This window comes from Dyadobacter chenwenxiniae (genome assembly GCF_022869785.1).
Lineage (GTDB): Bacteria > Bacteroidota > Bacteroidia > Cytophagales > Spirosomataceae > Dyadobacter > Dyadobacter chenwenxiniae.
Window position 1 is genome coordinate 6,443,765 of record NZ_CP094997.1, and the last position, 13,042, is coordinate 6,456,806.

Sequence of the window (13,042 nt, forward strand, 5' to 3'; positions counted from 1 at the left end):
GCCCGGCGGCCCGGTCCGCTCAGGCTGACAAGGAGGTTAGCGTCCTAATTCTAACTCTTCATTCCAACGTTCAATTTGAAAACCGGTAAATTATTTCAGCGTTCTCACATTAAATTGGGAAAGTTGTTGATTACCGGTTTCTTGGTTTTAATCGCCAGCCTCTTTTTCCTTTATCCTCAAATATTTTACTGCGAACTAATCCGTCTATCCGATTTTCGATCGGAGAAGGGCCAGATTTATTTTAGCCCGGACATTAAGCCTGTTCATTACAAGAAACTGAAATCGATCATTAACCGCTCCGAAGCCAGGATTGATTCATTTTTTGTTGGTAAAAAATCCACTCCGATCATTATCATTTGCAGCAATGCGCAGCAGTATCAGAAATATTGCAGCAGCACAGAAGGGGCAGGTTGCAGCCTGGGGACGCCCTGGGGGAATTCTTTTGTGATTCTGAATACGCAGGGCTTGAATGTGGATGTGATCAGCCATGAAATGAGCCACACGGAATTGTTGGCTCGCTTGGGTTGGTGGACCATTGCTACCGAAATTCCGCAATGGTTCAACGAAGGCATCGCGCTCATGCTCGACAGGCGATTTGTCAATAATCCTGATAAAGTCGGCCGGTATTTCGATTACATGGATGAATGGCTCTATTACACGGGCGGCGGGCAGCAGATCCTCGAACTTCGGGATATGGCTTCGATCAAAGGATTTTTTAACAATAATCAAAAACAGGTCATGCTTGCGTATATGTCTGCGGGGCTGGAAATTTCCTATTGGCTGATCCTTTCGGAAGAAAATGGTTTACAACAACTGATTGCCGACATGCAAAATGGAAAGTCGTTCGAAGAGGCTTATAGCCGTGCTGAGGCTACAAAACGGGCTGCGTGGTTCAAAAAAATCCCGACCAACCCGCTCCGATTTCAGGATTCAAAGAAAATATCGGAATAAATACATGTCGATTTAACACTTGTAACTATATTTATGAATCCATTAGAAAACGCAGATAAAATTTTTACGCCCTTTTTGATTTTGCACTATTTTCTGAAAATAATGTACCTTTCGATTTAAACCAATCAACTCCATACATTCATCTATTTTATTATTTGAAATGCAACAATTACAAAGCCTGGATTATATCGTTTTCTTCTTCTACTTTATCCTCGTCTCCGGTTACGGTTATTGGATTTATCAACGGAAAAGGTCAACTGTCGAGTCAACCAAAGATTTCTTTTTAGCGGAAGGCTCCCTGACGTGGTGGGCAATCGGAGCTTCCCTGATCGCTTCCAACATTTCCGCTGAGCAGTTCATCGGGATGTCCGGAAACGGTTTTTCGATGGGTTTGGGTATTTCAACTTATGAATGGATGGCGGCCGCAACATTGGTGATTGTAGCCGTTTTTTTTATGCCGATTTATCTCAAAAACAAGATTTATACAATGCCTCAGTTTTTGAGCCAGCGTTATAATCCTACGGTGAGCTTGATTATGGCCGTTTTTTGGCTTGCGTTGTACATTCTCGTAAACCTTACTTCTATCCTTTATCTGGGAGCGCTGGCCGTTTCGGGTATTTCTGGATTGGATTTCCAGTTTTGTATGATCGCATTGGCCGTTTTTGCGATCATTATCACCATTGGCGGTATGAAAGTGATTGGTTTTACGGATGTTATCCAGGTTTTCTTCCTCGTAATCGGTGGTTTGGCAACGACCTATCTGGCTATTAACCTGGTTTCAGGTGATGCAGGCATCGACGGCGTGATGACCGGTATCAAAATGATGCGCGAAAATCACGACGACCATTTTCACATGATCTTCCCCAAAACGAGCCCGTTTTACATGCAGTTGCCTGGTTTGACGGTTCTCCTTGGCGGGATGTGGATCGTGAACCTGAACTATTGGGGTTGTAACCAATATATTACGCAGCGTGCTTTGGGAGCGGATTTGAAAACGGCCCGTAATGGGATCTTGTTCGCAGCTTTCCTCAAACTTTTAATGCCTGTAATCGTGGTTTTACCGGGTATCGCCGCGTATGCATTATATAGCAAAGGAATGTTCCAGGCCGAAATGCTGGATGCGGATGGCCAGCTGAATGCAGATAAGGCATATCCTGTGTTGCTTAACTTGCTTCCTGCTGGTTTGAAAGGACTTTCGTTCGCAGCATTAACAGCAGCAGTGGTGGCTTCATTGGCTGGTAAGGCAAACAGTATTTCAACGATTTTTACGCTTGATATTTTCAAAAATTACATCGGCAAAAACTCGGATGAAAAAACACTCGTGCGCATTGGTCGTATCGTCGTTGTGGTTTCAATGATCCTTGCGATTATTGTTTCTCCTTATATGGGCATTGATAAAAAAGGTGGTTTTCAATTCATTCAGGAAATGACCGGGTTGCTTTCTCCGGGTATCTTCGCTTCGTTTATCATGGGCTTCTTCTGGAAGCGAACCAATTCCGCAGGAGCCTTATTTGCAATCGTAGGCGGTTTCCTGATCGCCTTGGCCATGCACAACAACTACTTCCCATTCGCTGACTGGACGCAAGTCCCATTCCTGGACCGCATGGGACTCGTGTTCGTGATATGTGTGGTTGTGATGGTGATTTTAGGTCTGGTATTGCCTGATGAAAAGAAAGGATTAGCCATCGACACTTCCATGTTTATTCCGCACCGCGGCTTTATTGTCGGTGCTGTTATCGTGATCGGCATTATCACATTCTTATACGCGCACTTCTGGTAACCGGAAGTTTGGCAAAAAGAAAGGCTTGGAGCGATCCAAGCCTTTTTGCTTTTAAAAAAGTCAGGACATTAAGCCTGCTCTTCCTCGATAATGTTGATTTTCTGGATTTTGTCTCCCTGACGGATCAGGTCAACAGTGTCAATGCCTTCCACCACTTTACCAAAGCAAGTGTGGTTTCCGTCCAAATGCGCCGTATTTCTGCGGCTATGGCAGATAAAAAACTGTGATCCACCCGTATTACGTCCTGCATGCGCCATAGAAAGCACACCACGGTCGTGATATTGATTACCACCATTTAACTCACAATCGATTTTATAGCCTGGACCCCCACGACCAGTGCCGGTAGGATCTCCGCCTTGAATCATGAAATCCGGTATAACCCTGTGAAAGATCAGCCCGTCGTAAAATCCTTTTTTTGAAAGATCAACAAAGTTTTTCACCGCCCCGGGAGCATCCTCATCGTAGAACTCGATCAGCATGGTGCCTTTGTCCGTGATCATTTCTGCTTTTGTCATATTGATTTAAAGAGAATTTGAACAAAAATTAAAGTTGTATACACGTCAGTTTTGCTGACGTGAATACAACACAAAGAAAAGGATAATGTATCCTTTTCTTCAACTTTATCCTAAATAAAATGATTAGATCAGGAGCCGGCAACCAGCTTGCCCGACTCGCTTGCAAGTTGCAATTCCGCTTTTTCCAGCAAAGCAGCTTTTTCCAATTCGGATTCAGCCTTCTCCATTTGCAATGCAGCCTTCTTCTGGTCCTGTTTGAATTCCGACAGACGGTCAACTACATCACCGCTTCCCCATTCTTTGCTTCTTTCGGGGTTGTTGAACCATTCTTTGACAGCCAGTATCTTATAAATATAACGTGTTGTTTCTGAGTTTAAACGCAGCTTAAAGTAATCGTCCTTGTTCTGGGCATCAAGCTTATTCTGAATGTGCGTCGGCCCTGCATTATAAGCTGCAGCAACCAGTGTCCATGAACCAAGTTGACGATAAAGATTGCGGAGATATTTTCCTGCCGCGTGCGTTGATTTGACGAGATGTTTGCGGTCGTCCCTGGTTTCATTTACAACGAGCCCCAGAGATTTTGCTGTCGAAGGCATTAACTGCCAGTAGCCCCCCGCGCCCCGGTGCGACTTGGCGTCGTCACTCATGGCACTCTCTATTATTGGGAGATATTTGAAATCGGCTGGTACTCCGTACTTTTTAAGAATCGGTTCTATAATCTTGATTCTTTTTTGGGTCTTTGTCATCAGCTTACGAAATATAGGATTGTCGTAATTTCTGATCATGTTCTGATATCGCTCAGCGATTCGAAGCTCTGTTAATGGGATGGCTTCGCCACAAAAGTCAATAGCAAGAAGATCTGAATCTATAATTGTTGTCTCTTTCAGTTCCTTCTTTTCCACCCCCACCTCGCTCACTGGTTCATTACCCATTATTGCGATTGAGAGGGCCATAAAGATAAGTTTAATCATTCATTTTTCATTTCGTGGAACATAGTATAAGGCATAAAGCCGGGGAGCAAAGATAACGGTATTTGAATTAATAATATTTCATTGTAAGCTAAAACTTTGATTTATAGCACCTTATGTAACCGGTTTGTAGTATTAATTCAAGAGTTTGTCGTTTGGTAGATTTTGTGCATTTCCGGCCTTTGCTTTGCGTATAGGCCGAAATAGGGAATTAAAATTGGTGATTTCCGGAAAATACAAAACGCAGAATCCTGAATTTTATATGATTTAAAATAGAATTAATTGTAGTAGCTGCATTCGGATCTTTGAAAACCAGGCAGTTACCACATTAAAACGGCGCTAAAAGAAGCTGAACTGGCCTGATCCACCCTTTTTTCATAAATTTAGATACATTAATAAATATATTTTCAGGCATTGGATTCGGGGATATACTAACTTGCATTTCCGCTTTTTTTCAAGATTATGGTTACCGTTAACGAGGCTAAACAAAAGATTATTGCAAATGTGCAGGCACTATCTGTTCAAACCGTGGAGGTTCGGAAGGCGCTGGGGTATGTTTTGGCCAATGATATTTTAGCGCCCATGTCCTTGCCGTCGTTCAGGCAATCGTCTATGGATGGCTACGCCATTTTGGACACGGATATTTTAGAAAAAGATACAATCCTCAGTCTTTCAGGGGAGTCAAAGGCGGGGCAAACCATTACGCAAACGCTCGTTTCAGGCAATGCAATTCGGATTTTTACGGGTGCGCCCGTTCCCGATGGCGCCACAGCGGTTGTTATGCAAGAAAACACATCTGCCGAAAACGGAACAATAACCATTCGCGAGTTTCCAGTTCAGGCTGGTAAAAATGTACGAAACATTGGCCAGCAAATTCAAAAAGGCGCTGTTGCGTTGGAGGGAGGCACTTTTTTATCTCCGGGCAGCATTGGGTTTTTGCATGGAATGAACATTTGGGAAGCCAGTGTTCACAGCAAGCCCAAGGTTGGCCTGCTCATTACGGGCGACGAATTGCTGCATAAAGGCGACGCGATCGTGCATGGGAAGATTTTTGAATCAAATTCCAGTATGCTCGCGGCGGCATTAGAAAAAGAAGGAATAGCGGATCTTGAAATTAAATACGCCGAAGACGACCTGGAATCAACCATTAAAGGGCTTAGCGAATTAGCTGAAAACAATGATGTCGTGCTTGCTTCGGGCGGAATTTCGGTGGGCGATTATGACTTTGTAGGAAAGGCAGTGGAAGCATTAGGGGCCAAAACGATTTTTTATAAAGTGCGCCAGAAGCCTGGAAAGCCATTATTATTTGCAAAGAGGAATGAAAAACTCATTTTTGCATTACCCGGAAACCCGGCATCGTCGCTGGTTTGTTACTACGAATATGTGTTGCCAGCATTGAGGATCATGTCAGGCCTGAAAGATCCGTTTTTGACGACGCTGAAAATGCCCGTGAAATACGCTTATTCCTTTCAGGGTGAGCGGGACGAATTTCTTAAAGGCTTAATTGTAAATGGTGAAGTTATACCATTGGATGGCCAGGAATCGTTTGCATTACGTTCATTCGCGATCGCAAATGCCATTGTTTATCTGCCTGTTGAGCAGAATGTCGTGAAGGAAGGTGATCTGGTTGAAGTCCATTTGCTTCCTTTCTGAATCAGATCCATGCAAAAATTGTTAAGCCAGAGAATTGAAAATATAAAGGATGAGCATTCAAGTAATGTATTATGGTATGCTGGCGGAGATTACCGGCTTGGCTAACGAGGTTTGGGTCGCGGATCAAAATCTTACGGTAGGGGAGTTTCGCAGCCAGATTATGGAGCGTTATCCGGCCATGCGTGAGAAAAAATTTAAGATCGCCGTGGACCAGAAGATTTCGCAAGATCATGTTCCTATTGACAGCGCATCAGAAATAGCATTGCTACCACCATTTGCCGGCGGTTGATCCGGAAGCCCTAACCTGAACTTAGAAACCATTCCATGGAAAAAGTGCATAAGCCTAAAAAAGTGTTTGTTCAAGGGCCGATAAGCCCTGATTTTGTTTCCAAATCCATTGCCAGCCACCAGTCTAAAACAGAGATTGGCGCGCATGCGATTTTTCTGGGCCAGATTCGCGCAGACGAAAAAGCCGACGGCCTTGTAAGCGGGATCGAATATTCGGCTTATGAAGAAATGGCTGAAAAAGCTTTTCATGATATCCGGGAAGCTGCTTTTGACAAATTCGAACTAACCTGCATGCACATTTACCACAGCCTGGGCATTGTTCCCACGGGTGAAATCAGTTTGTTTGTTTTTGTTTCTTCGCCCCATCGCCGCGCCGCATTTGAGGCATCTGAATACATTGTAGAAGAAATAAAAGCCAACGTTCCGATCTTCGGAAAAGAGTTGGTAGGCGAAGCCGGAAATTACGTCTGGAAAGAAAACAAATGAACTCCTCAACAGGAACATTCACTCATTCACTCAAAATTACAATTGGTAGACATCACCCATAAAAGTAACACATTACGCATTGCCACTGCGCAAGCGATTGTTCAAGTAAGCAAAGCTGAAACCATTACAGCAATCCGGGATCGTAATGTCCCGAAAGGGGACGTTTTTGAGATGGCAAAAGCTGCTGGTTTTCTTGCTGTAAAAAAGACACCGGACCTTTTACCTGATTGCCATCCCATCCCGGTTGAATTTACAGGAGTGAATTATCGGATTGAGGACTTGACCATTATCATTGAGCTGACGGTCAAGACTATATATAAAACAGGCGTCGAAGTCGAAGCTATGCATGGCGCATCGGTGGTTGCACTTACCATGTATGATATGCTCAAACCCATTGATAAAGGCGTTGAGATCAGGAATATCAGGCTGTTGGAGAAAAAAGGTGGCAAAAGCGACAGAAAAGCCATTCCCGAAAATTTGAGAACCGCCGTTATTGTATGTTCGGATAGTATTTCAAAAGGCATTGGTGAAGATAGATCAGGGAAGAAAATTATTGAAAAGCTGGAAGCACTTAAACTCAATGCAAGCGATTACAGCATTATCCCTGATGATAAGAACAGCATTCAACAAAAGGTGAAAAGCCTTTGTCATGCAGATTATCAGCTTATTTTGATCACAGGCGGAACCGGGTTGTCTTACCGGGATGTTACACCGGAAGCGGTGTCGGAATTAATTGAAAAAGAGATTCCGGGGATTGCGGAAACGGCCAGGAATTACGGTCAGGACCGCATGCAAACTGCTATGTTATCAAGATCTGTTGGAGGCATGATTGGTGAAACACTGGTCATTACAATGCCCGGAAGCACAGGAGGAGTCACCGAATATATGGATGCGCTTTTTCCACAGGTTTTGCACGTTTTCAGTGTAATAGAAGGCAAAAAGCACGATTAATATAAAATAATGTCCTTACCCATTGTTGATACATTCGGTCGCAAGCACACCTATCTGCGGATTTCGCTGACGGATAAGTGCAATTTGCGGTGCACCTATTGTATGCCGCAGGAGGATATGCACTTCATGCCTTCAAAATGGCTGATGCAGGCGGAAGAAATCAAAGCACTTGCGGAGATTTTTGTAGGAATGGGCGTTGATAAGATCCGGTTAACAGGCGGGGAACCATTGATACGCAAGGACGTCGGCCAGATCGTTTCGGACCTTGGGAAATTACCGACATCATTAACATTGACAACCAACGCTGTTTTCATTGACCAGTTTATTGATAATTTAAAAGAAGCGGGGGTTAATTCACTGAATGTCAGTCTTGATACATTGCGTGAAGATCGATTCATAGCAGTTACCAAGCGCGATCATTTTACCAAAACTACCGGGAATATCCGATTGCTTCTGAACGAAGGTTTTGTTGTCAAAATCAATATGGTGGTTATGAAAGGGATTAACGACGATGAGGTCAATGATTTCGTCCGTATGACCCTGGAAGAACCTAACTTACATGTCCGTTTCATTGAATTTATGCCATTTAAGGGCAATCAGTGGGATATGTCTAAGATTGTTTCCTACAATGATCTGCTTTCGGAAATCAACAATGAATTCGATTTTCAACAGCTGACCGGCGAACTGCAAGATACCGCACATCGTTTTCAGGTCACTGGTGGTGCCGGGACATTTGGAATCATTGGCACCGTCACCCATCCATTCTGCTCCGGCTGCAACCGCATCAGGCTCACCGCCGACGGAAAGCTAAAAAATTGCCTTTTCGACACATCAGAAGTCGATCTCTTAACGCCGCTGCGCGCAGGTCAGGACGTCCGCGCGCTCATCTACGCGCATTTTCACAAAAAACATTTCGCCCACGGCGGCCACGTAGATTTCACAGAAAAACATGCTAAATCAGATTACGAACAAAATCGGAATATGATAGCAATTGGTGGGTAGGTAGATTCGTACTCATTAACGTCACCATTCTCCCTGTTTTTTATACTAAAAACCATTCAACACTTATTTCTGCCGTTTAAATAATGCGTGCAACATGGGGTGCCTTGCGGTTATCATTGGTAAAATTCTTTCAAACTTTTTACTCAAAGTAACCTTCAAGAGCCATGAAAAACCTGATGAGATCTGCCGCCGCCGCTGCCTTTGCTCTCTTTTTAATAAGCAATAATGTATCTGCATCGCCACGCGTTGAACCCAAAGCAGAGTGCAAGAATAATTCCTGTGAAAAATTCAAAATCGGCATGTACAGAGTCCGTAACACTGTTTCAATGAATTTGCTGATGGAAAAGCAAAAGGGAGAACGCGTCGCCATTCGCCTCATGGATTCCAAAGGGAAAGTGCTTCACGAAGAATTTGTTCCAAAATACCTGAGCAAATACGGCCGCAAGCTGAATTTCCAGGAAATTAAAGATGGCGTTTACACGCTGGAAGTTTCTAATGATTATGAAAAGATCGTTAAAAGCATTTACCTGGCCACCAATGAAGTAAGAGAAGTTGAGCGGACTTTGGTTGGGGTAAATTAAGGTTCATAAGTACAGCGTTACAGGTTGCAGCCGCAGCATCCTGTGACGCTTTTTCATTGGTCAGGTTCCTGCTTTTCGATCCTGGGCGAGAGCTGCACAAATAGCAGATCATAAGTAATTTTAGCCCAGATAAGGATGCAGGGAACGGCTTTTACCACATATGGCTTCATCCACTCATTTCTGATAAATCTCGGGAAAAGATCTGTTGGCGAGAGTGCCGTAAAGACAAATGCGAGCACCAAAAGCACGTAATTTTCAGGCTTTTGCTTTTGTGCATAATACCATAGCGCTACGCCGGTGATGGCAATGATAAATGTAGGTGACTCAGCCCTATGGTTAAAAATGACCACCCAAATCATGATCGACGCCAGTATGAGCATCCGGAAGGTAAAATTGCCGTATTGCTTTATTCTCAAAAGCGGAATGCAGAACAAAATCGCCCCTGCCACACTTACATAAGTTTTGTTCACATCCAGCTTGAACCATGTTTTCAGCCAGCCGATCACCGAAAGACCGTCCGAAATGGAATGGTCGTTGGCCAGGAGATTTGCCCAGCTTTTGTATAAAAACACAAACTGATCAACGTCCACGACGAGTAATGGCAGCGCTGTAAAAAGGATGACCCATGCAGCCGTCGTGCAAGTAAGCTTGAATTTATTCGGATACAAGAGGAATAAAGCCAGTCCAACAATCCCGAACAGCTTTATGAAAATCGTGGAAACGAGACAAAACGACGCCAGCCAGTATTTCCCTCTTTCAAGAAATCCGAATGTGAACAGAAATAATCCGGCTATCAAAGCATTGCTTTGTTCATTTTGCGTGGCAGTAAGCATCTCAACGACTACAAAAACAAGGATTAGCCCTTTGGTTCGAAGGTCGAGGCGCGGGAGATAATAGATGGAGTAAAAAAGCACCGCTACATTCAGAATGTTCCATAAAGACAGTCCGAGCACATCGGGAAGGACCGCTAGAGCGCCGAAAACGAGCGCAAATGCGGGGCTATATTTAAAAAGATCCCCCTGCTCCTCAACAAACGAATCGTACAGATCCTTGTACTCGATGAGGTGAAAAAACGACTGTTTAAATATAATGTAGTTATTGTAAGTTGTATAAAGCCTGCCACCCTCAACAAAAGTTTTCAATCCCCCGAAATAGGACTGCAGGCTGGCAAAGATCGCCACGCCTATAAACAGGATCAGCAAATATTTTTGATTAACTAAAAGACGGTTTACAGCACGCATTGAGGTCAGAAGTCTCCTATTTTAATTGTCCGTCAAAACTAGGGATAAATCAGGGTATTTATTTTAGTCTTTTATCGAAATAAATGTCTTCGATACGAATAACCTTAGCCAGCTTGTGATCGGAATGCGCCGGATTCAAAAGGTAATTGAACTCATTAAAGGAATGGGCAGATGGGACTTTCATGATCCAGAATTTACCCTGCCCGATCCATTGCTCCGTTATATTTGCCAGTGCGTCGGGATAAGGGAACTGCCACCAATTGTCAGGAAGTGGTTCTTTGCCGACGTCTAATATGGATGCTTCGTCGGGAATTTCTATTGTTACTAATGTCTGACTTTTGGGAATGAATGGAGAATTGGCAAGAATTTCCAACTTGGACAGCGAGACGTGCTCAGATGTATAAACAATTTGTGTTCCCTTATAATGCCATCGGCCGCCAGAATACAGACAGCCTGTTCCCTGCAGATCACTTGCATAAGCCCGGCTTGCAATGCGAAAAACCAGCATAACTTAGGAGTAAATGCCGTGTTCTATTCTAAAAAGCACATTAAGGACTTCTTCTCTACCAATGGAAGACGCTAATAATGCGAGTGGTTTTTTATTTCCCAATGCAAGAATAGGACTGTTGAGCCAGGTATTAAAGTCACCTTCGTCCTCAAACACGTCCATGCCCTTTGCTATTATTTTAGAAAAGTCGATCACCCGCTCACTTTCAGCAGGTGACAGCACCGATTTATTTTTAATGCGACGCTGAAAAGTGCTCTCGGACAAATTCAACATTTCGCCAAATTGTTTGTTCGACAAATTCATTTTCTTTTGAACCGTCTGCGCAACCGAAATGGGAATTCCTTTTTGGGTAACTTCAATAAAGGAAAGAAAGTTGTCAATTTTTTGTGAGAAGGCCTTTTGTCCTCCCATAATATTGATGATCTGTGTATGCATACTGTCAAATGATTGAATTGTTACATTCATTTGACAGTAAAGGTACAAAAAAAACTATCAATTCTTCACATATCCCAGCGATTTTAGCCAGCCGTCCATTGCCGCAGGCCAGTTCGCCAGGGAGCCTTTTCCTTCGGTTCGCATGCCGTAGCCGTGGCCGCCTTTTGGGTAAAGGTGCATTTCAGAAGGGATTTTTTGCTTTTTTAGAGCCAGGTAATAGGCAATGCTGTTTTCAGGAGGCACGCCGGTGTCGTCCATGGCGTGAACGAGGAATGCGGGAGGCGTTTCGGTGCTTACTTGGAGTTCATTGGAGTAATATCTGATCAGTTCATCTGATTTTTCGGCGCCTAAAAGATTTTCGCGCGAGCCGCCGTGGGCTAGTTCCGCGGTCAGGGAAATGACAGGGTAAATTAAGATCGAGAAATTGGGTTTGCTTTCAGGAGACGCTTTTTCGCCTTTGTTAAAATGCGTTGACAATGTTGCTGCCAGGTGACCGCCTGCCGAGAAACCCATGACACCGATTTTATTCACATCAATGTTCCATTTTCCGGCGCTTTGCCGGATCAGTTTCATCGCTTGCATGGCGTCCATTAGGGGCACTTCATGCTGATGCGTCATTGTTTTTTCGCTTGGTAATCTGTATTTCAGCACAAAAGCAGAAATTCCGCGGTCGTTAAACCACTTGGCAAAATCACTTCCTTCGTGTGAAGCAGCCAGGATTCCATAACCTCCACCCGGGCAGATCATCACCGCTGCACCCGTCGCTTTTTCTTTTGGAACTATAAAAGCGGTCATTGTAGGAACCGAAACACCGCTGATTCTTAGAATGTTGCTTTCGTCGGTCACCGACTTTTCCTCAATAGTATTTGCTTTGAAATTGGGGATTTTGCCTTCCGGCCACAGATTAATCACTTCATTTTGAGCCATGGATTTATCGGGAGTAGCATATAAGGCCAATGCGACCAGGAGACCAATTAGTTTTTTCATCGATTGAAATTTCTAACAATAAGACGGTCCCCAGGCCAATATACCATGTATTTTGATCAGGAAAGTGATTATGGTTTCGCCGGATTGATCATAATATGTGCTCTGTGCGTTCCCGGATCCATAATCCATGGCATACCCGGAACGTCCGGTTTAAGTGGCAAACCCGTACTTTCAGCCGTTGCAAAGGGAATATAAACCACATAGCGGAGGTAACCGTTTTTCAGGTCGCCGCTCGCGCTGTCATAATCATTTTTGGATCCTGAGAATGCAAAAAGCGTGGACGATTGCTTGGGCATCATCAGTTTTCCATCTTTCACTTCCTTTTCACGGATGTCAAAAATTTCCTTCGGGTTTTTGCCTTCCTTAGCCAGCACGCGGCCTCTTTCCATGAATGCATCCAGGCCGGCAAAATAGCAGGAAACGCTTATATCCTCCTTTTTCGGGTCGTCCGCAATGCAAACCATATCATTGTTTCCGGCACGAAGCACTTTGAAAGAACCGTCAGCAGCATAGCCGTACACTTTTGCGCCTTCGCGTTTGTCGGCAGGCGCAGCCAGCACAGCCGTCTTGATTTGGATTTCGGGGGATAAAACAGCCGTTTGACCCATTGCCTGCGCGGCGAGCAAGAGAGAAATTGCGGAAAAAAAAGTCTTGTTCATGGTAGTAAATGACAGGTGGTTTGTCTCTTATATGCTT

15 protein-coding genes are annotated in these 13,042 nt (G+C 44.0%); 8 read left to right on the plus strand and 7 right to left on the minus strand.

All coding sequences use genetic code 11. The features are described 5' to 3' along the window. The first annotated feature begins 75 nt into the window (after nt 1-75). Together MUK70_RS27595 and MUK70_RS27600 are read left to right on the plus strand one after the other, a co-directional pair. On the plus strand, nt 76-951 hold the full coding sequence (locus tag MUK70_RS27595) for a hypothetical protein (protein WP_244784562.1): 876 nt from the start codon (nt 76-78) through the stop codon (nt 949-951). A 160-nt stretch (nt 952-1,111) separates the two neighbouring features. Continuing rightward, a complete protein-coding gene (locus MUK70_RS27600; protein ID WP_234604177.1) occupies nt 1,112-2,731 on the plus strand; it encodes a sodium:solute symporter family transporter in 1,620 nt (539 codons plus the stop codon). A gap of 68 nt (nt 2,732-2,799) precedes the next feature. Here the strand turns inward: MUK70_RS27600 and MUK70_RS27605 are convergent, their stop codons facing one another. Continuing rightward, a complete protein-coding gene (locus MUK70_RS27605) occupies nt 2,800-3,246 on the minus strand; it encodes a peptidylprolyl isomerase (protein ID WP_234656980.1) in 447 nt (148 codons plus the stop codon). Nucleotides 3,247-3,374: 128 nt separating this feature from the next. Beyond that, nucleotides 3,375-4,199 (minus strand): lytic transglycosylase domain-containing protein, encoded by an 825-nt coding sequence (locus MUK70_RS27610; RefSeq protein WP_234604172.1) that lies wholly within the window; start codon nt 4,197-4,199, stop codon nt 3,375-3,377. A 477-nt stretch (nt 4,200-4,676) separates the two neighbouring features. On the opposite strand from MUK70_RS27610, the gene MUK70_RS27615 reads away from it, so the two are divergent. The 6 genes from MUK70_RS27615 (at nt 4,677) to MUK70_RS27640 (ending at nt 9,175) form a co-directional block, all read left to right on the plus strand. Next, the gene (locus tag MUK70_RS27615) at nt 4,677-5,867 is read left to right on the plus strand and encodes a molybdopterin molybdotransferase MoeA (protein WP_234656981.1); all 1,191 of its coding nucleotides are present in this window, start codon (nt 4,677-4,679) and stop codon (nt 5,865-5,867) included. Nucleotides 5,868-5,916: 49 nt separating this feature from the next. Next, complete coding sequence (locus MUK70_RS27620) at nt 5,917-6,156, plus strand: MoaD/ThiS family protein (RefSeq protein ID WP_234656982.1); 240 nt, start codon at nt 5,917-5,919, stop codon at nt 6,154-6,156. A gap of 35 nt (nt 6,157-6,191) precedes the next feature. Continuing rightward, nucleotides 6,192-6,641, plus strand: a complete 450-nt coding sequence (locus MUK70_RS27625) for a molybdenum cofactor biosynthesis protein MoaE (RefSeq protein ID WP_234656983.1) — start codon at nt 6,192-6,194, stop codon at nt 6,639-6,641. Nucleotides 6,642-6,683: 42 nt separating this feature from the next. Beyond that, a complete protein-coding gene (gene moaCB / locus MUK70_RS27630) occupies nt 6,684-7,592 on the plus strand; it encodes a bifunctional molybdenum cofactor biosynthesis protein MoaC/MoaB (protein ID WP_234656984.1) in 909 nt (302 codons plus the stop codon). 9 nt (nt 7,593-7,601) lie between these two features. Then, complete coding sequence (moaA, locus tag MUK70_RS27635; RefSeq protein ID WP_234656985.1) at nt 7,602-8,594, plus strand: GTP 3',8-cyclase MoaA; 993 nt, start codon at nt 7,602-7,604, stop codon at nt 8,592-8,594. 164 nt (nt 8,595-8,758) lie between these two features. Then, nucleotides 8,759-9,175 (plus strand): T9SS type A sorting domain-containing protein, encoded by a 417-nt coding sequence (locus MUK70_RS27640; RefSeq protein WP_234656986.1) that lies wholly within the window; start codon nt 8,759-8,761, stop codon nt 9,173-9,175. 53 nt (nt 9,176-9,228) lie between these two features. Here the strand turns inward: MUK70_RS27640 and MUK70_RS27645 are convergent, their stop codons facing one another. The 5 genes from MUK70_RS27645 to MUK70_RS27665 all read right to left on the minus strand — a co-directional run bounded on the left by MUK70_RS27645 (nt 9,229) and on the right by MUK70_RS27665 (nt 13,005). Next, nucleotides 9,229-10,416, minus strand: coding sequence for a glycosyltransferase family 87 protein (locus tag MUK70_RS27645; protein ID WP_234656987.1), 1,188 nt, complete (start codon nt 10,414-10,416; stop codon nt 9,229-9,231). A gap of 58 nt (nt 10,417-10,474) precedes the next feature. Next, nucleotides 10,475-10,924: an RES family NAD+ phosphorylase gene (locus MUK70_RS27650; protein ID WP_234656989.1), complete on the minus strand. Its 450-nt coding sequence runs from the start codon at nt 10,922-10,924 to the stop codon at nt 10,475-10,477. 3 nt (nt 10,925-10,927) lie between these two features. Next, a complete protein-coding gene (locus MUK70_RS27655) occupies nt 10,928-11,359 on the minus strand; it encodes an Xre family toxin-antitoxin system antitoxin (RefSeq protein ID WP_234604162.1) in 432 nt (143 codons plus the stop codon). A 57-nt stretch (nt 11,360-11,416) separates the two neighbouring features. Then, the gene (locus tag MUK70_RS27660; RefSeq protein WP_234656990.1) at nt 11,417-12,346 is read right to left on the minus strand and encodes an alpha/beta hydrolase; all 930 of its coding nucleotides are present in this window, start codon (nt 12,344-12,346) and stop codon (nt 11,417-11,419) included. 68 nt (nt 12,347-12,414) lie between these two features. Then, nucleotides 12,415-13,005: a hypothetical protein gene (locus tag MUK70_RS27665; RefSeq protein WP_234656991.1), complete on the minus strand. Its 591-nt coding sequence runs from the start codon at nt 13,003-13,005 to the stop codon at nt 12,415-12,417. Nucleotides 13,006-13,042: the final 37 nt, after the last annotated feature.